Source organism: Alteraurantiacibacter aquimixticola (assembly GCF_004965515.1).
Classification (GTDB): domain Bacteria; phylum Pseudomonadota; class Alphaproteobacteria; order Sphingomonadales; family Sphingomonadaceae; genus Alteraurantiacibacter; species Alteraurantiacibacter aquimixticola.
Genome location: NZ_SSHH01000004.1, coordinates 70,318 through 89,300, shown reverse-complemented (window position 1 = coordinate 89,300; position 18,983 = coordinate 70,318). Strand labels below are relative to the sequence as shown.

The window sequence follows — 18,983 nt, the reverse complement described above, 5'->3', positions numbered from 1 at the left end:
TGCGTATTAGGCAGTTGATACACCTGCCGCCGATAGGCTAGACCACCTCCAAGGGACGCATAAGGAAAGGCTTTCACCCATGGTGCTTATGACCATTGCACAGATCATCAGCATGCTCGCTTCGGTGCTGATCTTCCTGGTGATCGCGCAATTCGTGCTCAGCCTGCTGATCTCGTTCAATGTCGTGAACATGCACAATGATTTCGTCGCCGCGATCTGGCGCGCGATCAATGCGCTACTCGACCCGCTGCTCAACCCGATCCGCAAGATCATGCCCAATACCGGCGCGATCGACTTCTCGCCGCTGGTGCTGATTATCGGATTGCGGATCCTCGAGGTCATCGTGACGAATATGGCGATCAGCTACGCCTACTAGTCAGACCCGATTAGTCAGCCTTTGACTTTCCGCACGCGCACGCGCAGTTCGGTTTCATGACCAACCGGTTTTCCGTTCGCGGCGCACTGTTCGCCGCCACGCTTGCCTTGCTGGCAGGCATAGCCGCCCCGGCAGAGGCGCAATTCCGCCGCCCGCGCGGGGAAGAACCTCCGCCGCTTCCCGCCAGTGCAGAGCCGGGCCGCGTTGCCGCCGCAGACTTTGCCTTCGCCAAGCAGGCGCGTGAAGAAGGGCTGTGGACCGCCTTTCGCGCCACCATGCATACTGGCGCTGTGATCCATACGCCCGGTGGCCCCAGCGATGCCGCGCAATTCCTCGAAGGGCGCGCCGATCCTGCGGAGAGCCTCGTCTGGGCACCGTCCGAAGTGTGGTCGAGCTGCGACGGCACGCTTGCCGCCACGATCGGCCGTTTCACCAATCCCGATGGCACGGTGGGCAGCTATATCACCGTCTGGGCCCTGCAGGAGGACCGCCGCTCCTATCGCTGGGCCTATGACATGGGCGCGACCGACGATCCGCAGCCGCCACCTCCCGCGCCAGAGCCCGAACCCGGCCCCGACACTATCGTGATCGAGGAGCTGGTGACCATTAACGGCCATGTTGCGGACTGTCCGGCAGGTGCCCCGCGTCGCGGAAGGCCGGGAGAGTCGTTGCAGCTCGCCATGGATGCATCAAGCGTGCGCGCCACCGACGACAGCCTGCGCGTATCGTGGGGCGATGAGGCCGACGGCGCACGCGTGGCGCGGGTCGACTGGCTGCAGGATGGCGAATGGGTGGAAGCCTATCGCATGACCATCCCCGGACGCAGCGAAGCCAGCGAATGACCGAACTCTTCCTCTCCGCCTTCGTCACCCTGTTCGTGGTGATCGATCCGCCCGGCTGCGCGCCGATCTATGCCGGGCTGACGGCCAATGCCACGCCTGCCGCGCGCCGGAGCATGGCGCTGCGCGCCTGCCTGATCGCTGGGATCATCCTCGTCGGCTTCGCCCTGTTCGGCGAGGACTTGCTCAATGCCATGCATATCGAGCTCGACGCCTTCCGCATCGCGGGCGGCATCATGCTGTTCCTCATCGCGCTGGAAATGGTGTTCGAGAAGCGCACCGAGCGGCGCGAGGACCGGGCCGAGAAGCTGAAGGGCGATCCCGAATATGAGGACGTCTCGGTATTCCCCATGGCCATGCCCATGCTGGCGGGTCCCGGCGCGATCGCTTCTATCATGCTGCTGACCGGCGAGGCGACGGGGATGGAAGGCACGCTGGTGGTGCTGGGCGCGCTGGCGGCGGTCCTGCTGCTGACCATGCTCGCCCTGATGGCTGCGAGCCCGCTGATGAAGGTCTTCGGCGCCAAGGTCGAAGCGGTGATCACACGGCTGCTGGGCGTGCTGCTGGCAGCGCTGGCCTCGCAATATGTGATCGATGGGTTGAGAAACTCGTTTTCCTGATTGTTTGCGTTTCGCTCGCCCATCCGGGCGAGCGTCCTCGGTGCTGTTCCCTCCGCTTCGCTGCGGGGCACCTGCGGGCGGCCGTTCGGCCTTGCGGTCGCAGTGCGACCGTGCTGCCGCCGCCTTCCATCAAAGCTCCAAACCGGGCCGCAGGCCCGCAAGCGCGAATGCGCGCCCGCAGCCGCCCCGCAGTCCGAAGGACGGAGGGATTCAGGCGAGGATAGCCAAGGCCGCGGATGCGGCCGCCGGCGCTTGAGGCCTACTGAAGAGTCACTCGATCATCGTCAGGATCGCCCTTGCCGAAAAACTCCATCAGCTGGACGAGCAATTCGCAGCGCGTCGGAAGGTCTGGTGCTTCGAGCAGCGCCTGCTTGCTCGCCGCATCGAAGGGGGCGATTTGGGAGAGGCCGTTGACCAGCGCCACGTCGTCCAGCCTCGCAACCGATTCCCAGTCCACAGAATAGCCCTGCGCATCGGCGAAACGGCGCGCTTCGGTTTCGAAACTGGCGCGTTCGGCGCTGGAGAGATATTCCTCCTCCGGCTCCTCGATCAGCTCGGCCTCGACCTGGCGGAAGGGGGTTGTGACGTCGAGCTCGCGCAGCACGCGAAAGCGCGCCTCTCCGCCCAGCACGATGTTGTAGCGCCCGTCCTCGCTGGTCTCGACATCCTCGATCTTGCCGACGCAACCGATCTCGAATAGCGGCGCGCCTTCGGTGCTGTCCTGCGGCTGGATCATCGCGATCCGCCGGTCACGGGCGAGCGCATCGCCCACCATTGCGCGGTATCGCGGCTCGAAGATATGCAGCGGCAATTGCAGGCCGGGGAACAGGATCGCCCCGGTCAGGGGGAAGATCGAGAGGCGCTTTGAACTCATCCGAACAGCAGCAGGGACAGCTTCCGGCGCTGGCCGGCGACCCACGGGTCTTCCAGCCCGACAGCCTCGAAGATCTGCAGCAGCTTGGCCTTGGCCGCGCCTTCGTTCCATGCCGGATCGGCCTCGATCATGCGCAGCAGCACTTCGGCCGCCTCGTCGCGTGAACCCGCGGCGAAGGCGGCCTCGGCGAATTCCATCTGCACGTCCATGGCGGCAGGCTGTTCGGCGGCCATGGCGCGCTTGGCCTGCAGCTCGCTGTCATCGACATCGGGTCCGGCAAGTTCCAGCGCGCTATAGGCCTGCTGGACCACTGCCTCGTCCTTCATCTCCTGGGGCAGGCCTTCATAGGCCTGCTCGGCATGTTCCTTGTGCCCGGCGGCGAGCAGCGCGCGGATCAGGCCGGCGAAAACCTCGGGCCGGGAATTGTCCATCTGCGCGATCTGCATGAACATCTGCGCCGCGCGTTCGGCATCGCCTTCGCCCAGCATCTGTTCGGCCATGGCCACCAGCTGGTCGAGATCGGGCAGCTGCTCGCCGCCTGTGCCGTCCTCGCCACCCGGCTTGATCGGCAATTGCGCCAGGATCTGGTCGAGCGCGCCCTTCAGCTGCGATTCGCTGCGTGCGGGCGACAGGTCGGCCACCGGCTGGCCCTGGAACATGGCATAGACGGTGGGGATGGACTGCACCTGGAACTGGCTGGCGATGAACTTTTCCTCGTCCACATTCACCTTGGCCAGCACCACGCCCTTGTCGGCATATTCGGCGCAGACCTTCTCGATCACCGGGGCCAGCGCCTTGCAGGGCCCGCACCATTCGGCCCAGAAATCGACCACCACCAGCTTGGTCTGGCTCGGTTCGACGACCTGTTTCTGGAATCGTTCGACGGCTTTCTGCTCGTCAATGCTGAGGCCCATGCTTGCCAATTGGCTGCTCCTGCTGGCGGTGTATCTGCGCTAAGCCCCCTATGTGGCGCATTATGCGCATTTGTGAAGGGTGTAGGGGGAATTGGGCGCGGCGTGGCGGCAGCGCAAATTTGCCTCTTGCACACATGCAATGCCGGTGTTAGTGGCGCGCCTCCCCACCGGGAAAGGCCCTTTTCGGCCCATCTGGTAGAGCGTCAGTGAGCGGGCGTAGCTCAGGGGTAGAGCACAACCTTGCCAAGGTTGGGGTCGTGAGTTCGAATCTCATCGCCCGCTCCATTTTCCACTTGGATATCAAGCGAAGACGGCCCGGCTGATGCGCGGGCCGTTTTGCGTTGTAGGCATTTTGCAGTTAGCGCCCGCGCGCTCGACGGTCCCGGCGATTCAATTGTTCCGTGTCTGATGGGTCTGGGTGTGTTCCTCCGCCCTTCCATTCGCCTGAGGCCAACCACTCTTCGAAATAGTAGAGCCACGTAGCTGCCCAGGGGACGAACGTTTGATCTATCCGCATCGAAGAGTCCCATTCGAAGGCCTTGGGAAGCATGAGACAAAGCCGCAATGGGTCGCGATAAACGTGCGGCAGGTCTCTGTCGCCAGCCAGTTCTGAAAGACTAGGGTCAATCACAAAGACACGCGGAGTGGAACCCTGCCGGTATTCGATGCGGACGGTATACTCCCGACCAATCAGACTCGGTCTGACCTTGTATTCCCAAGTGAGGGCCCCGGCACGAAGGCTGCCGCTGCCACTACAAATAGGGTTCTTGCGCAGGAACAGATACTGCGCCGCTGCGGTTAGGCGAGGCTGGCGAGAAGTGAACAATCTAGTCGCCGAAGAAGGTGTTGGGCTTCACTGGCGTCGCGCTAGCCATGGCAGAAGTGGTCAGCCCAACCATAGGCGCGACGAACAGCTTCTTGTCGGTGCGCGCTGCGGAAATCTCTTCGGTGCGTTTGTCGATAACGCCCCGCACCAGCGACGGCCCAAGACTATCATTCAGGCTTTTGGTGAGCTTATCCATGCCTTCCAGCCCGGCCAGTCCTTCGAAGTCACTCAGGGCCTTCGCATGCCATTCGTAGAAGGCGGCGGCGCGCTGGGGCTCGGAGTTCCACCGATCAGCAAAATTTTCGCCGCTGGTCGTTTCGTTCTCGACAACATAGATGCGCTGCCCCGACACAATTGGCCTGTCTATGAAGTGCGGCATCAAGCGGATCGTCGCTACGAGGACATCTAGCTCTGATTCGAAGGTAAAGTGATCGACACAGAATTCATACGACCTTGCAGCCAGCGTCGTTATGATGATTGAAATAGGGGCAATGTCGTCGGTAACGGGCAGAAAGTGAAGGTCTCGGTGTCTCTTAAGGAGCTGCACGGTCCGACGCAAAACACCCTTGTTTCCACTGTGGGTAGGGAACGGCTCAACGGAAGCCTGCGGGGATACACCATCGGTGATTGTCTTCGCTAAACGGAACCTCGGCATCAGTTCGGCCCGTCGCTCGAAAAGAGATTTGAAGCCCTTCGGGTTGGTCGGCTTGAACTGACGGAGCTTCTTGTCTGGCACCAATTCACCGCCGTTCTCGCAGGCGGGGTTCGCTATCGTTGGCGATATATCGAGATGATAGTCGCCCGCATAATCAAGCCGCCAGCAACGCTTCTTTTCGACAAGGATCGCGGCGTATGCAGTGTGCTCCCGGAGCCGATCACCGACAATGCGCTTGAGTTCGGCTGGGGATTGGTCGGCGGTGAAGTTGAGCACGTGCTGAATTAGATCGGCATCGAACTCGTTCTGCCCAATTGGCCGCACTGTGGTCCCTACCGCGGTAGAACCGTGGGCGTAAATTGATGAACCGGCGAGCATTGGATTGGACGATTCCGCCAGCCATTTCCCAACAGCATTGTAGCTTGTGGTGACAGCTTCCAGCTGGGTCTTCGTGGGTTCCAGCTCTTGGCATATCGCCTCCAATATCCCGAAGACTTCGGCCTTCTTGGCAGCTTCAAAAGGGAGCGTGAACTGGTTTGACATCGTGTTCATCGGTGATCGCCTTCCAGAGAATAGATCGGTTCAAATGGTTCGATAGGCTGGGCGAAAAAGACAGGATCCAGCTTCGGGCGGGCTTTCCTCGCCGCCGAGGCCCCCATTCCAGACAGCTGACTCGCTCGACGAGTGTCATCGAGCTTGAAGAAGTCCTTCGGAACGGCTGGGCAGTACCGGTAGATCGCATCCCGCGTGTGTTCATGGCCGGTAAGCAACTTGGCCATGCCATTAGCGCCGTGAGATTGCCCGTCGAAAAACAGCCTAGCGGCGTCCCACGCGAGTGATCCCCAACCGGGTGCTTCACCGAGCATATATGTTTCACTTCCACAGCCGAGGCTCAGCACCTGCAGACGATCCGAAGGCCAGCCCAGCAAGGTGATTGCTTCAACCACTGCCAGCGCAATTGGGTTGTTGGCCCAGATGCCGCCATCTAGTAGACCGACATGTTCGGCGGTCCGGTGCCTCCTGTAGTATGTTGGGGCTGCCGCCGTCGCCATCGCCGCGTCAACTGCTAGTAGTCGGTAATCGTGCTTTAGGCGCTCATGGTGGGCGGTCTTGTAGATATACACGCTCCGGTGATCGGCGTCCCACGCGGGAATAAGCAGCCGGGTTTGGGCATCACTAATCCGTCGATCCCCAAGCACTGCTTCAAGTTCTTCCCGAAGTAGGTCCGCGTCGTGCTTGGCCGTGAATGTGTGCTTGAAGCCGCGCCAGCAGTCGGCCAATCGGCCCTTAATGCCGCTTTCTGCCTGACCAAAAATCCTGGGGCCGCGTTCGGTGTAGAGCGTGAGCAGGTCTTTCGCTGGGATCCCCATGGCGAGGCCGATGGCGATAATTCCGCCGGTGGAGGTGCCTGCAATTAAATCGAAATACTGTCCAATTGGACCATCTAGTTGTTCTTCCAGCGTGGCAAGGAATGAGGCAGGGAGCACGCCCTTTATGCCGCCCCCGTCGATGCTCAGGATACGGTAGGTTGGTGCATCTGGTGGCTTGTCGCTAGTTTCCATCAGCCCGCCTCCGGCACGCTTGACCCGTGATTCGACCCGTCATATAGGGCATGACGTTCTGTAACAGGCCTTTGCCAAAAAAAGGCCCCGGAGGGCATGACGTTTAACATATGATTAACTATACGCTTCCGTCATGAGCGAGTCAAGCTTGCCACCAACGTTCGCTGCTCGGCTGAAAAAGCAACGTGAAAACCGTGAGCTAACCCAGTCGGACCTTGCGCGGCTCGCTGGCCTTCAGCCTAGTGCAATAGCGCACTTCGAGGCAGGGAGGCGCAAACCGTCCTTCGACAACGTCCGCTCCCTTGCAAAGGCGCTCAGCATATCAGCGGATTACCTGCTCGGTTCGTCCGGGCCGACAACCGCGTTTCGGCATGAAGACAAGTTGTCCGCACGGGATCGGGATATCATCCAAGGCATGATCGACTCGATGACCAGTAAGAAGCAGTAGGTCAGTTGGCGTGGCGGGTTTTCGGCTCAAGGTGGCAACCCGCCTCGGCGAGAAGATAGCTTTGGACTTTGGCTTCGAAAGCTTTCCGGTCTGCCCGAGAAAAATTGCCGAGAGCAGGGATATTTCCGTCGAAGCCAAACCGCCGGAAGTCACTGGCGTGTCGGGTGCGATCATCTTAGCGGGTGATTCTGCGATGATCATCTATTCGACAGAGCTTCAAAACGAGGGCTTCGAGAATTTTTCCATCGCACACGAACTTGGGCATTGGTTCTTGCCGGGCCATCCGGAAGAAATTGCCAAGGCTGGTGGTATGCACCTCTCGCGGGCTTCCTTTACGGAGAACACGTCCATAGAGTTGGAGGCAGATCATTTCGCGAGCGGGTTGCTTATGCCCTCGCGCCTTACTCGGAATCTACTTGGCGAGAGCCAAATCGGCCTTGACGGAATTGTCCAACTTGCTGGCGTAGCGAAGACCTCGATCACGGCGGCTGCAATTCGCTCGGCAGAATGCTGCCCATATCCAGTCGCTGTAATCGTCAGCAAGGGCCAGAAGATTGCCTACGCTTTCCTGTCCGAAGCCTTTAAGAGCCTGGGGCGCCTATCATTCTTGCGAAAAGGCGATCCCCTCCCGACCAGCGCGACAAGCCGCTTCAATGCGACGCCAGAAAACGTGCGTCTTGGTCGTCGATCAACAGAACAGACCGATTTGTCCATATGGTTTGATGGCCCCCGCGATATCGAACTCGACGAAGAAGTCCTTGGCCTCGGCGGATATGGCTACACCCTGACCGTTCTTAGCAGCGAAGAACTGCCCGAGGATCCGACCGAAGCAGATGATGAAGATGCGCAGCTCGAAGAGAGTTGGAAACCGCGCTTTGCATACGGGCGGTAAGGTCAGCTAAATCCACCCCTCCAACTGCCCCACGCCAACCACTCCTGGCTTGAGATATTCGGACGCGAACGCAGCGCCTGCGAGCGCAATGGCAAGGTCGCCATGGTGCGCCCCGCTCTTGCCCTGCACGATCACCTGATTGCCAGCAGCGGTGGTTTCCAACTGGAAAGTCTCAAGTTCGGCAAGGATGTCCTCGCGCAGCGCCAAGCCCTGCGCGAATTGTAATTCATGCGTTGCGAACAGGACGGACAGGCACTCAAGCATGAGGGTTTTGCCGACATTGGTGTATCGGCCTGACCGCTTCCAATTCTGCCCTGCGGTCATCTGGATTGCCGTATGCTGCACTCCTGCATCGTGGAGCAAATCCGACACCACACGGCCTAGCCCCGAGCCATCGACAACAAGGCGCGTCCGCCCGCGCAATGGCTCGCGCGTCATGACGCGAATAACGTGCGAGACGACATCGGGATAGGATACGCCCTTGAACTTATCGGCGTAGATGACTGTACGCGTTCTCGGCCCAAGCATCTGACGATTTGGGCCAGCCCAAACGGGCAGTTGCTCGTCATGGATGACGACAAGGGCGGTGTTATCCTGCGCCTGGGCAAGATCGACCCCAAGCCAATAGCGGGAGTAGCCCTGCACCCGCTCGATGGCAGGGTCAGCGCCTGCCTTGAGAATGGCCGTACCATCGGGTTGGATCAGGTAAGACATAGTTCGAGTGCCTTTCGGTCACATACCGCCCGCTCGATCGCTGCAATGTCGAAGTAGTTCTCCCCGCCGCCGAGCATTTCGACCTCGACCTCTTGGCGAAACTTCGTCGGAGGCAAGGCGACACGCAGGCGTTCGACGCGCGCAGCGAGGCGGGGAATTTCAGTTCCTTTGACCACGATCCGTTCGACTTCGGGCTTAGGTTCGAGGAACAGGCTAGCGAACATGCCTGTGCGGCCCGCAGGGGTGGATGCGAACACGGTGCGCCCGCAGTCCTTCACCATCGGCAGCACGGCGATCAGACTGTCATCATCGCAGAAAGCGGCCTCGTCGATCAGCAGCAGGTCGACCGTGTAGCCACGGATCGTCGCTCCCGTGGACGGAACGCAGATCAGCCGCGCGCCATTGGCAACCTCGATCTCTGTCTGCGTGGATCGCTCCACTACCAAGTCGGTCATGGGGAGGTATTCGCGGACCTTGCGCGCCAACTCCTTCGCCTGCCGCTCCGCTGGGCAGATCACGAGGACTGTTCCACCCTTCCGCATCTCAACGATGGCGAGCGTTGCAAGGCAGCACGACTTGCCCGCTTGTCGACAGACCCGCAGAGCCATCGTCGCCGCGCTAGAGCGAAGGATGCGGGCCTGCCATCCGTCGGCCGAATTGCCGACGAACCTCTCGAACAGGAGGACGGGATCGAGCCGTTCTTCAAGGGATAGGAGCCAATCATCGAGCATCGGTGATCGAAAGCCGCTCGCGCTTGGCAAGTTGGAGGAACATCGCCTTCGCTTCGGGATGGGCGTTGAAGACCCGTTCGAGCAGGTCGCGGACGACAATCCACTCCTTGCTGTCCATCAGGCTCACTTGCACGGTTAGCTGCTGGGCCAGCTTGCCCTGCATCTTCGCGATGTCGGAGAGGACGCGGCGCAGGCCTTCCATGCTCGCCAAGGCAAGGCTGTCGTCCCCATTCTCCTCTGCCCTGTCGATCAGCTTCCCAACGCGCCGCGCTAGACCATCATAGGTCGCCGCGATATCCAGCCTTTCGTCATTCAGTTCGTTCGCCGTCTCCTGCGCGCGCTCCCGCTTGAGATCGACCACGATCTCGCGGCGCATCTCTTCCGTGATGTGGTTTTCCTCGTGCCGGCGCTGGCTGTCGGGGGTGATACCGAATTTCCGCTCGATAGCCGTGCGCGATGTGCCCGCGACGATGGCGCGGTTGATCTCGTCCACGCGAGGGTGCGAGCACACCGTGCAGCGGCGACCGTTCACCACCCGAACTCCTCGCCACTCGCTTGAGCAGAAAGGCGGCGGGCGACATATTCGGCGGCATCAGCAAGATAGACAGGAGACGCAAGATGCTCATCGTAGAACGCCTCATAGAAACCCTCGACGACTTCGACGCGGAAGCGATCCGCAAGGTGCTGTTGGAACTCTCGCCCGAAGCTGCTGCCGCTTGACGCGTCGGCGGCGGCTAGCGCCTGCAACACCATCCGGTACTTGATCGGGTTGTCGATGACCGGGCGCTTCTCGTCCTCAAACTCCGAAGACCCTTCCTTGAAGTGCTGCGCGATCATCGTGCCATCGGGCAGCACTTCGGGTGCGATAGCCCCGTAGAAGGTCAGCGCATACTCGACATGCGCGGCATAGACAGGGTGGAGGTCAGCCATTGGGGACCTCCAACCGCGCGTCGCGGTCCTTGCCAGTGGCCAGCTCGAAGTGCTTCTGGTGAAGGTATTCCGGCAGGTCATCGACAGAGCCGTAGAATTGAAGCTGGCGGTTTCGTTCGGCGGCGATCTGGTTGAGCCGGGCGATACCGAGTTCCCGCATCAGGCGGCGGTTGGCGTAGAGTAGGCCGCGGTCGGGATCGTCCACGAACTTGACCGGCGAAACCTTCTTCTCCTCGCCTTCTTCATCGACCACGCGAAGCTGCCGCCCTTGCCGTGCCGCCAATTCCTTCATCGCCCGATATTTCATCGGGTCGAGCATGTCGGTCTTGCTGATATGGAGTTCGGTTTCGGTCCCGCGCAGGGCCTTGCCGTGCTTGCCTTCAAGCACGCGCTTTTCCATCAGGATATCGTCGCGGTTGCGTTCGATCTTCTCCAGCTTGCGCCGGAGTTCATCGTTCTCGGTCTGGAGCTTGATGCGCTCGGTTTCCGCATCGAACTCGTCGAGTATTTGGGTCAGGCTGGGCTTGGTTTCCTCGGCCATTTGGACGTCTCCAATTCACTGGCCGAGGAAGTAGATGTCTCGTGAACCCCGGCCTGGGTTATGCGAGGGTCGGCCTCGCTTCAGACCTGATCGTGGACGGCGCGGGGGTGCTTCCCAACCGATATGAAAGAAAGAGCGCGGCGTTCTACGCGGCGAACGAACTGAGCGACCATTCGTGCAGAAGGTCTGTGTCGATGCCCGCGACGATGGCCCATGTATCGCGTGAGGTCGCCCATGGGCCATCAGGGGCGCAGAGGAAGCGGATCGCTTCTTCGTCGCCTAATTTAGCATCCTTCACCGCCGTTTCGATCACGGCGGCTGCGAGCATTTCGACATTGGTCCCGGAGTAGTTCTCGGTGAGCGTGACTGGTGGCAGGGCTACGGGTGGTTTCGTCTTCTTGATCGGAGCAGGCTTGTCTGGCGGTAGGTTCCCGTTCCTCGCCTTGTGGCGGATCGCATAGGATTTGTTCCGCTCGCTAGCCGTTGGCTCCCGCGTGAAGTGCGTCCGTATCCAGTGCGGCGGCCTTGTCATGCGCTCGCACCAGTCCACAGGCAGGCCTGCCTTGCGCATTTCCTCCGCCAGCTCGGGAACGCTTTCCGAGTTATCCCACTTGCTGGGCTGCGCGGGCGAGTTGATCAATGCGAGCCGCTTCAAGTCAGCCTGCATCTTGGCTGGGGCATCGTGCAGTGGCTTCGGCTTGGGTGGGCGGGTCAGCTTCGCAAGCAGCTTGTCGAACGTGCCGTCCTTGACCGCCGCTTTCACCTTGTCCGCAAGGTTGCGCTCATCGAGGTTCAACCTGCGCGTGTAAACGGTGCGGACCCAATAAGGCTCGTGCCGCTGCCGAACGCATGAGGTGACGGGAAGGCCGGCCTTGCGCAGTGCTTCCTCGAAGTCGGGTGCGGGTTCGGTATCGCCCCAGCGTTCAGACGGCATGTGACAGCGAACGCTCTGGCACCATCCGTTCGGCAAAGTTGCGCTCGTGATCGGTCGGCGCGCGCCGCCACTCGATCAGGACACACTGCGGCGTGCCTTCGGCGTAGCTGGCGCGACGGACGGGCAGGCCGTGGGCCTGTAACCGGGACGCTACCTGCGGATCAGATATGCGGGCGTTGAATGTCGCCTTTTCGGGCGGGGCATGGCGGAATGGTCGAAACATGGCGTGTCCTTTCGCCATGTCATGGTGCCTGCTACGGGGTGGGTGTTACCGCTATTTTAGAAGTCGTAGATCACTGATATGTAGGGTCAGAAGCAGAAGGAAGAGCGGAGCTTATGGCTGACCCGAAATCGACAAAGTCCCTCGAAGAAGAGTCTGACTTGAGGAAGTTGACTGTGATGGAAGCGGCTGAATTGGCAAAAGCACTTGAAGAAGAGTGGGGTGCAAGCGCTGTGGCAGTTGTTGCTGGCGCTGGCCCCGCTGCCGGGGGTGGTTACGCGATAGAGGAAAAAGACGAGTTTGACGTCATTTTAACCGGCGACGGCGGGAAGCGAATACAGGTCATAAAGGAGGTTCGTGCCATCACCGGTCTCTCCTTGAGAGAAGCCATGGCGCTTGTCGAAGGCGCACCGAAGACGCTGATGGAGGGCGTGGATAAGGCTGGAGCCGAGAAGATAAAGAAAAAGCTGGAAGGTAGTGGTGCTACGGTTGAGCTTGAGAGTAGCGCAGCTAGCGCTGACATCGAGCTAAAGGAGTTTGCGAAGATTGTTGCGCAAAAACTTCAAGAGGCACTCTTAGATCAACCAGACCATCATATCGCTTTCGTCCGAAATACGCTTGCGCCTGTTATGGAGGCCAGCTGATGGCATTTTTTAGCCGAAAGCAGGCAGCTGAACTTGCCGAGGAGATAACTGACCACCTGAAGTTGATTGAAAATGTCAAAGCACTCCAAACGGCCCAAAAGGAAATTGCCACAGCAGTTGCCAAATTGGGAGAAGACGTTCGGCGTCTAGAAATAGGGATGACCGCGCTCAAGTCCGATGTGAAATATGAAGCGATGAAAGAAACACAAGCTACTGTCTTCGCGGTGCAGAGTAGTTTTAACGAGCGACTTCAAGACATTTCCCTCAAAGTAAGAGATATCGAGCATGCTACGGGCCGAATAGGCACTCAGAAGCCCAATCTTTTGTCAGATGGCAACGGCAGCGACACCACGAACGACCAGATCGAATAGATTCAGGATTCCCACCGATGCTCATGCTGCTTTCTCCAAATGGTTGATGGCGGCACGGACCTTTTCATAAGTCCACTCGCCGCGGCCTGATGCAGTCGGGATGCCCATTGCGTTCAGGCGGTGGGCGATCTGCGCTGTCGGCATGGTCTGCCAGCCTTTCACTTGGCCAAGAGTTACACGGGCGCGCTTCACTGCCTTTGCTGTCCTGACCGCTGCTGATCGTTCGCTGGCCTTTGGACTGATCGTGCCACCGCGATGACCACCAAGCTTGATCCCCTGCGCCTTCTTCACGGCCAAGGCTTCCTTGGTGCGCTGGCTGATCAGGCGACGCTCATGCTCCGCGACAACGGCAAGGATGCCGATGATGAACTCGTCCGCACTGGGCAGATCGACAAACCGGATGGCAATGTTCTCCTTGCGCAAGGCGAGCAGAAAGGCAGCGTCGCGCGAAAGGCGGTCGAGGCGGGCAACGATGAGGGTGGCACCATAAACGCGGCAGAGATCGAGAGCGCGGGCAAGCTCCGGGCGGTCGTCGCGCGACCCTGACTCGACCTCCTCGTAATATCTGTCACCGATCAGGTTGTAGCCGTGCTGGTGTGCGAAGTGGTCCACGGCGCGCCGCTGGGCTTCGATCCCGAGCGTTTGGCGACCGGTGGAAACGCGGAGGTATCCGACAGCATAACTCATGGCATGTCCTGCAACATCGTTCGTTGATGCTGAACGTGGACGGCGCTGCGGGGCTGCTCAACCGCAGATTCGAGGAAGTTCCGCGCGCTCGTCAGCGGTATACGGTAATCAGGGGCATACAAGGTGTATGGTTACACTAATGCACCTGCTGACGATCCGCGCACGGGAGTTTGCTCGCGCGGATGGAACGGTGGCGGTGTGGTCGAGATGTTCCGCACTTTGTATATTATACGTTATATATACGAACTGCGGGACATCTGAGATACCTCAGCTCGCGACCCGCCGCGTCTTGAATTCAAATGGATGGAGGTCGCATGGCAAAAATCGTTGGAAACGTGAACGATGTCGAGCGGAAAGAATCTTGTTTCTTCTGCGGCGCAATATTCACGTTCAGAAACTCTGAAATTCAGAGTAGGGTTGTTGGCAGTGAACTTGAGGACGTCATATACTGCCCGGGGTGCGATGCGGGGATTGAAGTTGATCGCTGGTAAGGTCTCCCAGGGGGCGAAATTCGCGATTTGATCACCTGGGCTCACTTGACTGCCGGTCCATCTGGTTAGCACCTCTTCTCCCACCGCAACGCGCCTATCTCCACCATAGCCGCATCGAGATCACCGTCCTCACGGACCCACGCCCGATATGGCTGTGTCTGCCCCTCACGCACCCAGTATTTGACGTTCGCTGCCCGCTTCACACGCTCGACGAACCGCCCGCTATAACCGAACACCCGCTCGATCTCTGGCGGCGACAGCAGCAGAACATCACCGCAGCGCGCCATCAATTCGCGCTCCTCTAGAGCCTCCGCCACCTCTACATCGAGCGCGAGGAAGTGACCGATGAACACGCGCAGCGGTTTACTGCGCCTCGTCGCCCGCCCGCGTCCGAAGGCCTGTAACTGCGATGCGTGCCAGATGTCGCGCGCGACGGAATCCGCGCGTTCGTCAGGGTGGCGCAGCTCATAACCTGCATACCCTTCCGCAATCGCCTTCTCGCGCTGATCGTACCAAGGAATGCCGGACTCTGGCACCGGAACGCGGACCAGCTTCTCGCCCCGCCAAAAGTGACCCATCGCAATCGCCTCGACATCCCATGTCGGTGGAGCCGAGCGACCGAATTGCGCCAAGCAATCGACCTCCGCGCCTTTCATCGTCACACCATTGCCGAAAGTCCACTCGTCCTGTCCCTGCACGGCCCCGTAGTGGCCGAAGGCGACATGCGGAAACTCGTGCTCGGCCTCGATCAGTTCGCGCACGTCTTTCGGTAAGATGCACACCGTGTAACCCGGCTGGCCGTTCAGCCATTTCGCCAGTCCCTCACGGTTGGCATAGGCGCGTTCGAGTTCCTTCTGCCGCTCTTCGCGGGCGAGGAACTGATTTTTGCGCCCGCTCATGTTCAGCACCTGGGCGACATGCACGTTACGGTTAGGCGCATTGAACTCGATCGTCTCAAGGTCTGGGAAATGCGCGCGCAAGGCCATCTCGTTCGGCGTTGCGTCGAAGAATACGACCACCTGCTGATCGTTGAGGAAGTCAGCCTCGACCTGCCAACCGACGCGCACCTTCCATTCCTTTTGGTCGCGGGCGTAGTATTTGTGGATCGCGTTCACATAGTCGCGGTCGAGATTGCATTCCGCGAGCAGCTGCTTCCAGAACCTGTATAGGGCGGGATGATAGCGGCCAGAAGTGCGGCTGACCTCCTGTATGATAGTATCGTCATCCATCGCGGGCGACACCATCACAACAGGTTTCAGACTCAATTCGAGATCGAGGGCTTCTGCTATCTCGGCCCGGGTCAAGCCGAAGTCGCGCGGCGACATCGTTTCCGTGTCGCCATCGACAAGTGCCGCATGGGCGCGCCTGCTAAGTTCATCGAGGCGCGGGTGGCGCGGTTTGAGAAGGGCGGAAAGCTTGAACGATGTGCCTCCAGCCAAGTGGTTGGTGATGCCCTCGTCGATGAAGACGACTTCGGCCTCGTTCCCGATGCGCCGCTCCTGCGTCAGCGTATTCGACGGGACAATCCAGCGGCGATGCCCGATCATCTCATATTGCTGCACGTGGCGGCACTTGGCGAAGAAGGGACATTTGATGTCCTGACCGTGACCGCACAGGTCTTTGTAAACGGAGCCGCCCGCAGCAAAGACGGCTTCCGCCGCTTCCCGACGCGCGCACATTCCGGGTTGGCTTCGGCCCCGCCAGACCTCAAATGGAACGCCGACCTCGCTTTCTGGATCGAAGTCTTCCCAGCTAGTCTGGTCGAGGTATCGCCGCTTTTCCTCCTCCGCATTCAGTCGCTCTTGCATTTCTTCACATCGCTCGATGGACGGTGCCATGATCACCGTATTGCGGCTTTCTCGCGTCGCCTTCTCAACGATCTGATGCGATTTCCCGACGCCGAGGGGCAGCTTGAACAGATGGTGGCCGGGGGTCTCTAAGACGCGCTCTAGTTCGCGCTCCATGCCGGCGTATGCCTCATCCACGGACCCCGCAGGTTCGATGTAGCGCGGCAAGCACCAGCCTGTCCTGTCGCTGTCGCGGAACTTGAACTGCCGCCACATGCGCGCGGCCTCCGACAAGTCTGCGCCGCCGAGCCTTTTCCATGCGTCCGCCGACGCACCGACCCTTTCCATCTCCGCGACGAGTAGCGGGTAAGCTTCCGCCCAAGTCATCTTGGGATCGTGCCAGCGCGTCCGAGCAACCCAGTATTGCACGGCCTCGGAGCGGTAGGACTCGGAATCGAACGCGTCCTTATTCAATCGCGGCATCGCGAAAGATGTGCCGCGCGTTGGCATCGTCGCTGCCTTTTCCAGCGTCTCGAATTCTGGCGGGAAGCGGAATGCAACGTGTTCACTCTCCCGCGCGCTGTAGAAGATGCGCTGTTTAAACGGATCACCGCCGTCGATGATCGGGGGCGCAACAAGCAGGAATTGACCAAGGTTGCGGATACTCGTGTCGCAGGCCTCGCCAAGCACCCGCCCGTGAATCTCGTCGATGTAGTCAATCTCGTGCGGCTGGTATGGCCGATAGAGGGCTAAGTATAAGTGATAGCGGAGGCCGATGGCCTCACCATCCTTCGAGAAGCCAGCCGACGAGGACAGCACAGCGACGTAAGAGTACTTCTCTGGCAGGTTGTGATAGTGCCGTATGTGCTTGTCGAGCACACCTTCGGGGTCGCGGATCAGATTTTCGCGCGTGTAACCATCGAGGAACGGCGCACCATCGACCTCGCACACATAGACGCTGGTGGCGACGCGCTCGAAGTCATCGCCCCTCCGCTCGCCGTTGAGCGGCGCATCGTCTTTCCGGCTAGTCGGAATAAGCGCATTGCCTCGCTCTGCGTGGTGGCAAAGGAAGGCATAGATTTTGGCCGCGCTGTCGAGTTCGTGGGAGCGCACAGACTGAAAAAGCATCCGCGACGGCCAGACAGTCTGGTCCGCAACGATGCGGTCGCCGTCGACCTTGAGCCGCTTGGCTATCGGCCTTTGGTCCCAGGAAGAGGCTATGGTGAACATGCGCGCTTACCGCAGCCTCACACCTGTCTCTCCGGTTGTCGTCTTGCGGTGGAATTCGTAAATTCGACGGGCGAGAAGCAGACGATCACCGAGGAGGCGTGGCGAGAGCCGCGCCTCCTTTTTTACGCAGCTTCAACGACGGACGAGTTCACGTACTCGTCGAGATCGGATTGCCGGTAACGGACCTGATGGCCGAGGCGGACAAAAGCGGGCCCGCGCATCGGCTCAGTGGTGCGCCAGTGTTCTAAGGTAGAACTCGAAAGGCCGAGATAGTCGGCGGCATCGCGCGTATTGAGCAGCATTGATCACTCCTAGACAACAACAGTTTCCGTTCCAGCAGCCGTTGTTAAGAGTGTGCCTCTCTGCTCCTTGCGGACTCATCGGGGCAGGCAAATCCCGACAAGGTGGTTCTCGCGATATAGGGCGAATTGCGCCCAAATACAACGTGTATTCAAGGACTTGATCTTTGGTCAAGCCTCCGAATTATTTAAACGGTTGGCCAGTTCGTCCGTTACAGCGTCCATGACGGGGCGCATACTATCGACATGCACGTGGATGTAGCGATTGGTTACAGAGCGCATCCCGTTGCTGTGGTTCAGGATGCGACCGATTTGATCTTCCGGGATTCCAATCTCGGCTGCGACGCTCGCCCAGGTGTGGCGCAGGGAATGCAGTGTGCCGGGCACCTCGTCATGGCGCGGGTGGACGACAGGCTTCTGGCCAGTGCGGTCAGGGAACACGTAGCGACCCTGTTCTTCCAGCCTGTCGAGAATGGCAAAGTGGTGATCGTTGAGCGGCAGGTAGTGCTCGCGCCCGCTTTTGGTCTTGGGGATCGTTAGAAAGCGGCGTTCACGGTCGATATGCTCCCATTCCATCCGTGCGATCTCGCCCTTGCGCATTCCTGTCAGCAATGCCCAGCGATAGAACTCTTGATGCACCGGGTTGACGATCCGTTCGACCGCTTCGCTCCATTCAGCAAGATCGTGGATTGGTTTGTTCCGTGTCGGCTGCGGATTGTTCCACGCCTGTTTCTTGCCTGACCGCTTGCGCAAGATGTCGGTGGGGCAGGGTGGTATGTCATACTTCTCAAACTCGTCGCGGGCGGCGTTCCATACGGCACGCATCGCGCGCATGGTTTCGTCCGCCATGACCGGGCCATCGTCTGTCAATTCGCGGTGACGCTTGCGCACCATTGCGCCCGTGATCTCGGAGAGGGGGTGCGATAGCCATTCCTCAAGCCGAACCTCCAATGCGCGCTTCACGTAGGCCACATGCTGGTCGCAGGCGCGGGTGGTTTCGAGATAGGTGTTCAGCGCATCATGCAGCGTGATCTCGCGCCGCTCCAAGCCCTTCGCTTTGCCAAAGCGCATCTCGTAGTCGAGTTGGCGCGCGGCATCGCGGGCCTTGTTGACGCTGACGGTAGGAAAGCGGCCAAGATTGACGCGCTTGGTTTTGCCGCGCTGGTCGATCTGAAAGTAAAGCGTGGTCGCTGTCGGGCGGACATGGGCGACAAGGCCGCGGACTACCGTATCCCAATAGCGCACGAGGCCAGTTTCTGGCCGAGGCAGCGAGTCAAGCTGGCGAGCGGATAGTTCGACGCTAGGCATCGTTGTAGGTCTCCTCTGATTTTGCAGGTAGATTGCAGTGAGTGACCCGTCACAAGCGGTTGCAACGCATTGCATCCTCTTGGATAAGTC

Annotated in this window: 22 protein-coding genes, 1 tRNA gene and 1 pseudogene; 8 read left to right on the top strand and 16 right to left on the bottom strand. The window is 59.9% G+C overall.

What is annotated here, in order from left to right:
• Window positions 1-79: 79 nt before the first annotated feature.
• The 3 genes from E5222_RS14065 to E5222_RS14055 are packed head-to-tail and all read left to right on the top strand — an operon-like array spanning window position 80 to window position 1,835.
• Window positions 80-376: a YggT family protein gene (locus E5222_RS14065; protein ID WP_136694437.1), complete on the top strand. Its 297-nt coding sequence runs from the start codon at window positions 80-82 to the stop codon at window positions 374-376.
• 56 nt (window positions 377-432) lie between these two features.
• On the top strand, window positions 433-1,218 hold the full coding sequence (locus E5222_RS14060) for a hypothetical protein (RefSeq protein ID WP_136694436.1): 786 nt from the start codon (window positions 433-435) through the stop codon (window positions 1,216-1,218).
• Window positions 1,215-1,835 carry a MarC family protein gene (locus E5222_RS14055; RefSeq protein WP_136694435.1) on the top strand — a complete coding sequence of 207 codons (621 nt, stop codon included), beginning with the start codon at window positions 1,215-1,217 and terminating at the stop codon, window positions 1,833-1,835. The genes E5222_RS14060 and E5222_RS14055 overlap by 4 nt, the downstream gene beginning before the upstream one ends.
• A gap of 259 nt (window positions 1,836-2,094) precedes the next feature.
• Here the strand turns inward: E5222_RS14055 and E5222_RS14050 are convergent, their stop codons facing one another.
• Window positions 2,095-2,709 carry an LON peptidase substrate-binding domain-containing protein gene (locus E5222_RS14050; protein WP_136694434.1) on the bottom strand — a complete coding sequence of 205 codons (615 nt, stop codon included), beginning with the start codon at window positions 2,707-2,709 and terminating at the stop codon, window positions 2,095-2,097.
• A complete protein-coding gene (locus tag E5222_RS14045; protein ID WP_136694855.1) occupies window positions 2,706-3,623 on the bottom strand; it encodes a tetratricopeptide repeat protein in 918 nt (305 codons plus the stop codon). Before E5222_RS14045 ends, E5222_RS14050 begins: the two co-directional genes overlap by 4 nt.
• 210 nt (window positions 3,624-3,833) lie before the next feature.
• On the opposite strand from E5222_RS14045, the gene E5222_RS14040 reads away from it, so the two are divergent.
• Window positions 3,834-3,908, top strand: a tRNA-Gly gene (locus E5222_RS14040).
• 73 nt (window positions 3,909-3,981) lie between these two features.
• Here the strand turns inward: E5222_RS14040 and E5222_RS16935 are convergent.
• From E5222_RS16935 to E5222_RS14025, 3 genes are read right to left on the bottom strand one after another with little or no spacing between them, the layout of a single operon-like run.
• Window positions 3,982-4,449, bottom strand: coding sequence for a type II CBASS E2 protein (locus E5222_RS16935; protein WP_136694433.1), 468 nt, complete (start codon window positions 4,447-4,449; stop codon window positions 3,982-3,984).
• Window position 4,450: 1 nt separating this feature from the next.
• Window positions 4,451-5,656: a nucleotidyltransferase domain-containing protein gene (locus E5222_RS14030; RefSeq protein WP_246021802.1), complete on the bottom strand. Its 1,206-nt coding sequence runs from the start codon at window positions 5,654-5,656 to the stop codon at window positions 4,451-4,453.
• Window positions 5,653-6,666, bottom strand: a complete 1,014-nt coding sequence (locus tag E5222_RS14025) for a CBASS cGAMP-activated phospholipase (protein ID WP_136694432.1) — start codon at window positions 6,664-6,666, stop codon at window positions 5,653-5,655. The genes E5222_RS14030 and E5222_RS14025 overlap by 4 nt, the downstream gene beginning before the upstream one ends.
• A 133-nt stretch (window positions 6,667-6,799) precedes the next feature.
• Here E5222_RS14025 and E5222_RS14020 point away from each other — a divergent pair, with 133 nt between their 5' ends.
• Together E5222_RS14020 and E5222_RS14015 are read left to right on the top strand one after the other, a co-directional pair.
• Complete coding sequence (locus tag E5222_RS14020; RefSeq protein WP_136694431.1) at window positions 6,800-7,114, top strand: helix-turn-helix domain-containing protein; 315 nt, start codon at window positions 6,800-6,802, stop codon at window positions 7,112-7,114.
• Between the two features lie 10 nt (window positions 7,115-7,124).
• Window positions 7,125-8,006: an ImmA/IrrE family metallo-endopeptidase gene (locus E5222_RS14015; protein WP_136694430.1), complete on the top strand. Its 882-nt coding sequence runs from the start codon at window positions 7,125-7,127 to the stop codon at window positions 8,004-8,006.
• A gap of 6 nt (window positions 8,007-8,012) precedes the next feature.
• On the opposite strand, the gene E5222_RS14010 is transcribed toward E5222_RS14015, so the two are convergent.
• From E5222_RS14010 to E5222_RS13980, 7 genes are all read right to left on the bottom strand, one after another.
• Window positions 8,013-8,720 carry a hypothetical protein gene (locus E5222_RS14010; protein ID WP_136694429.1) on the bottom strand — a complete coding sequence of 236 codons (708 nt, stop codon included), beginning with the start codon at window positions 8,718-8,720 and terminating at the stop codon, window positions 8,013-8,015.
• The gene (locus E5222_RS14005; protein WP_136694428.1) at window positions 8,708-9,451 is read right to left on the bottom strand and encodes a terminase large subunit domain-containing protein; all 744 of its coding nucleotides are present in this window, start codon (window positions 9,449-9,451) and stop codon (window positions 8,708-8,710) included. Before E5222_RS14005 ends, E5222_RS14010 begins: the two co-directional genes overlap by 13 nt.
• Window positions 9,441-9,983: a hypothetical protein gene (locus E5222_RS14000; RefSeq protein ID WP_136694427.1), complete on the bottom strand. Its 543-nt coding sequence runs from the start codon at window positions 9,981-9,983 to the stop codon at window positions 9,441-9,443. The genes E5222_RS14005 and E5222_RS14000 overlap by 11 nt, the downstream gene beginning before the upstream one ends.
• The gene (locus E5222_RS13995) at window positions 9,980-10,381 is read right to left on the bottom strand and encodes a hypothetical protein (RefSeq protein ID WP_136694426.1); all 402 of its coding nucleotides are present in this window, start codon (window positions 10,379-10,381) and stop codon (window positions 9,980-9,982) included. The genes E5222_RS14000 and E5222_RS13995 overlap by 4 nt, the downstream gene beginning before the upstream one ends.
• On the bottom strand, window positions 10,374-10,922 hold the full coding sequence (locus E5222_RS13990; RefSeq protein ID WP_136694425.1) for an SPFH domain-containing protein: 549 nt from the start codon (window positions 10,920-10,922) through the stop codon (window positions 10,374-10,376). Before E5222_RS13990 ends, E5222_RS13995 begins: the two co-directional genes overlap by 8 nt.
• Before the next feature lie 145 nt (window positions 10,923-11,067).
• Window positions 11,068-11,856, bottom strand: coding sequence for a hypothetical protein (locus E5222_RS13985; RefSeq protein WP_136694424.1), 789 nt, complete (start codon window positions 11,854-11,856; stop codon window positions 11,068-11,070).
• A complete protein-coding gene (locus E5222_RS13980) occupies window positions 11,846-12,079 on the bottom strand; it encodes a hypothetical protein (protein WP_136694423.1) in 234 nt (77 codons plus the stop codon). Before E5222_RS13980 ends, E5222_RS13985 begins: the two co-directional genes overlap by 11 nt.
• Before the next feature lie 113 nt (window positions 12,080-12,192).
• Here E5222_RS13980 and rplL point away from each other — a divergent pair.
• Window positions 12,193-12,576: pseudogene (gene rplL / locus E5222_RS13975) on the top strand (50S ribosomal protein L7/L12); the annotation flags it as partial.
• Between the two features lie 143 nt (window positions 12,577-12,719).
• Window positions 12,720-13,091 (top strand): hypothetical protein, encoded by a 372-nt coding sequence (locus tag E5222_RS13970; RefSeq protein ID WP_136694421.1) that lies wholly within the window; start codon window positions 12,720-12,722, stop codon window positions 13,089-13,091.
• A gap of 21 nt (window positions 13,092-13,112) precedes the next feature.
• Here the strand turns inward: E5222_RS13970 and E5222_RS13965 are convergent, their stop codons facing one another.
• The 4 genes from E5222_RS13965 to E5222_RS13950 form a co-directional block, all read right to left on the bottom strand.
• Window positions 13,113-13,778, bottom strand: coding sequence for a recombinase family protein (locus E5222_RS13965; RefSeq protein WP_136694420.1), 666 nt, complete (start codon window positions 13,776-13,778; stop codon window positions 13,113-13,115).
• Between the two features lie 556 nt (window positions 13,779-14,334).
• The gene (locus E5222_RS13960) at window positions 14,335-17,286 is read right to left on the bottom strand and encodes a hypothetical protein (RefSeq protein WP_136694419.1); all 2,952 of its coding nucleotides are present in this window, start codon (window positions 17,284-17,286) and stop codon (window positions 14,335-14,337) included.
• Window positions 17,287-17,408: 122 nt separating this feature from the next.
• The gene (locus E5222_RS13955; RefSeq protein ID WP_136694418.1) at window positions 17,409-17,588 is read right to left on the bottom strand and encodes a helix-turn-helix transcriptional regulator; all 180 of its coding nucleotides are present in this window, start codon (window positions 17,586-17,588) and stop codon (window positions 17,409-17,411) included.
• 168 nt (window positions 17,589-17,756) lie between these two features.
• The gene (locus E5222_RS13950) at window positions 17,757-18,893 is read right to left on the bottom strand and encodes a tyrosine-type recombinase/integrase (protein WP_169053608.1); all 1,137 of its coding nucleotides are present in this window, start codon (window positions 18,891-18,893) and stop codon (window positions 17,757-17,759) included.
• Window positions 18,894-18,983 lie beyond the last annotated feature (90 nt).

What these genes read in the sequence shown, in the direction of transcription:
- E5222_RS14060 (WP_136694436.1), top strand. Translation starts at nt 433, where the DNA reads ATGACCAACCGGTTTTCCGTTCGCGGCGCACTGTTCGCCGCCACGCTT.
- E5222_RS14005 (WP_136694428.1), bottom strand. Translation starts at nt 9,451, where the DNA reads ATGCTCGATGATTGGCTCCTATCCCTTGAAGAACGGCTCGATCCCGTC.
- E5222_RS14065 (WP_136694437.1), top strand. Translation starts at nt 80, where the DNA reads ATGGTGCTTATGACCATTGCACAGATCATCAGCATGCTCGCTTCGGTG.
- E5222_RS14045 (WP_136694855.1), bottom strand. Translation starts at nt 3,623, where the DNA reads ATGGGCCTCAGCATTGACGAGCAGAAAGCCGTCGAACGATTCCAGAAA.
- E5222_RS13990 (WP_136694425.1), bottom strand. Translation starts at nt 10,922, where the DNA reads ATGGCCGAGGAAACCAAGCCCAGCCTGACCCAAATACTCGACGAGTTC.
- E5222_RS14055 (WP_136694435.1), top strand. Translation starts at nt 1,215, where the DNA reads ATGACCGAACTCTTCCTCTCCGCCTTCGTCACCCTGTTCGTGGTGATC.
- E5222_RS14050 (WP_136694434.1), bottom strand. Translation starts at nt 2,709, where the DNA reads ATGAGTTCAAAGCGCCTCTCGATCTTCCCCCTGACCGGGGCGATCCTG.
- E5222_RS14025 (WP_136694432.1), bottom strand. Translation starts at nt 6,666, where the DNA reads ATGGAAACTAGCGACAAGCCACCAGATGCACCAACCTACCGTATCCTG.
- E5222_RS13980 (WP_136694423.1), bottom strand. Translation starts at nt 12,079, where the DNA reads ATGTTTCGACCATTCCGCCATGCCCCGCCCGAAAAGGCGACATTCAAC.
- E5222_RS13960 (WP_136694419.1), bottom strand. Translation starts at nt 17,286, where the DNA reads ATGTTCACCATAGCCTCTTCCTGGGACCAAAGGCCGATAGCCAAGCGG.
- E5222_RS13970 (WP_136694421.1), top strand. Translation starts at nt 12,720, where the DNA reads ATGGCATTTTTTAGCCGAAAGCAGGCAGCTGAACTTGCCGAGGAGATA.
- E5222_RS13995 (WP_136694426.1), bottom strand. Translation starts at nt 10,381, where the DNA reads ATGGCTGACCTCCACCCTGTCTATGCCGCGCATGTCGAGTATGCGCTG.
- E5222_RS13950 (WP_169053608.1), bottom strand. Translation starts at nt 18,893, where the DNA reads ATGCCTAGCGTCGAACTATCCGCTCGCCAGCTTGACTCGCTGCCTCGG.
- E5222_RS14030 (WP_246021802.1), bottom strand. Translation starts at nt 5,656, where the DNA reads ATGAACACGATGTCAAACCAGTTCACGCTCCCTTTTGAAGCTGCCAAG.
- E5222_RS13965 (WP_136694420.1), bottom strand. Translation starts at nt 13,778, where the DNA reads ATGAGTTATGCTGTCGGATACCTCCGCGTTTCCACCGGTCGCCAAACG.
- E5222_RS14020 (WP_136694431.1), top strand. Translation starts at nt 6,800, where the DNA reads ATGAGCGAGTCAAGCTTGCCACCAACGTTCGCTGCTCGGCTGAAAAAG.
- E5222_RS14010 (WP_136694429.1), bottom strand. Translation starts at nt 8,720, where the DNA reads ATGTCTTACCTGATCCAACCCGATGGTACGGCCATTCTCAAGGCAGGC.
- E5222_RS13985 (WP_136694424.1), bottom strand. Translation starts at nt 11,856, where the DNA reads ATGCCGTCTGAACGCTGGGGCGATACCGAACCCGCACCCGACTTCGAG.
- E5222_RS13955 (WP_136694418.1), bottom strand. Translation starts at nt 17,588, where the DNA reads ATGCTGCTCAATACGCGCGATGCCGCCGACTATCTCGGCCTTTCGAGT.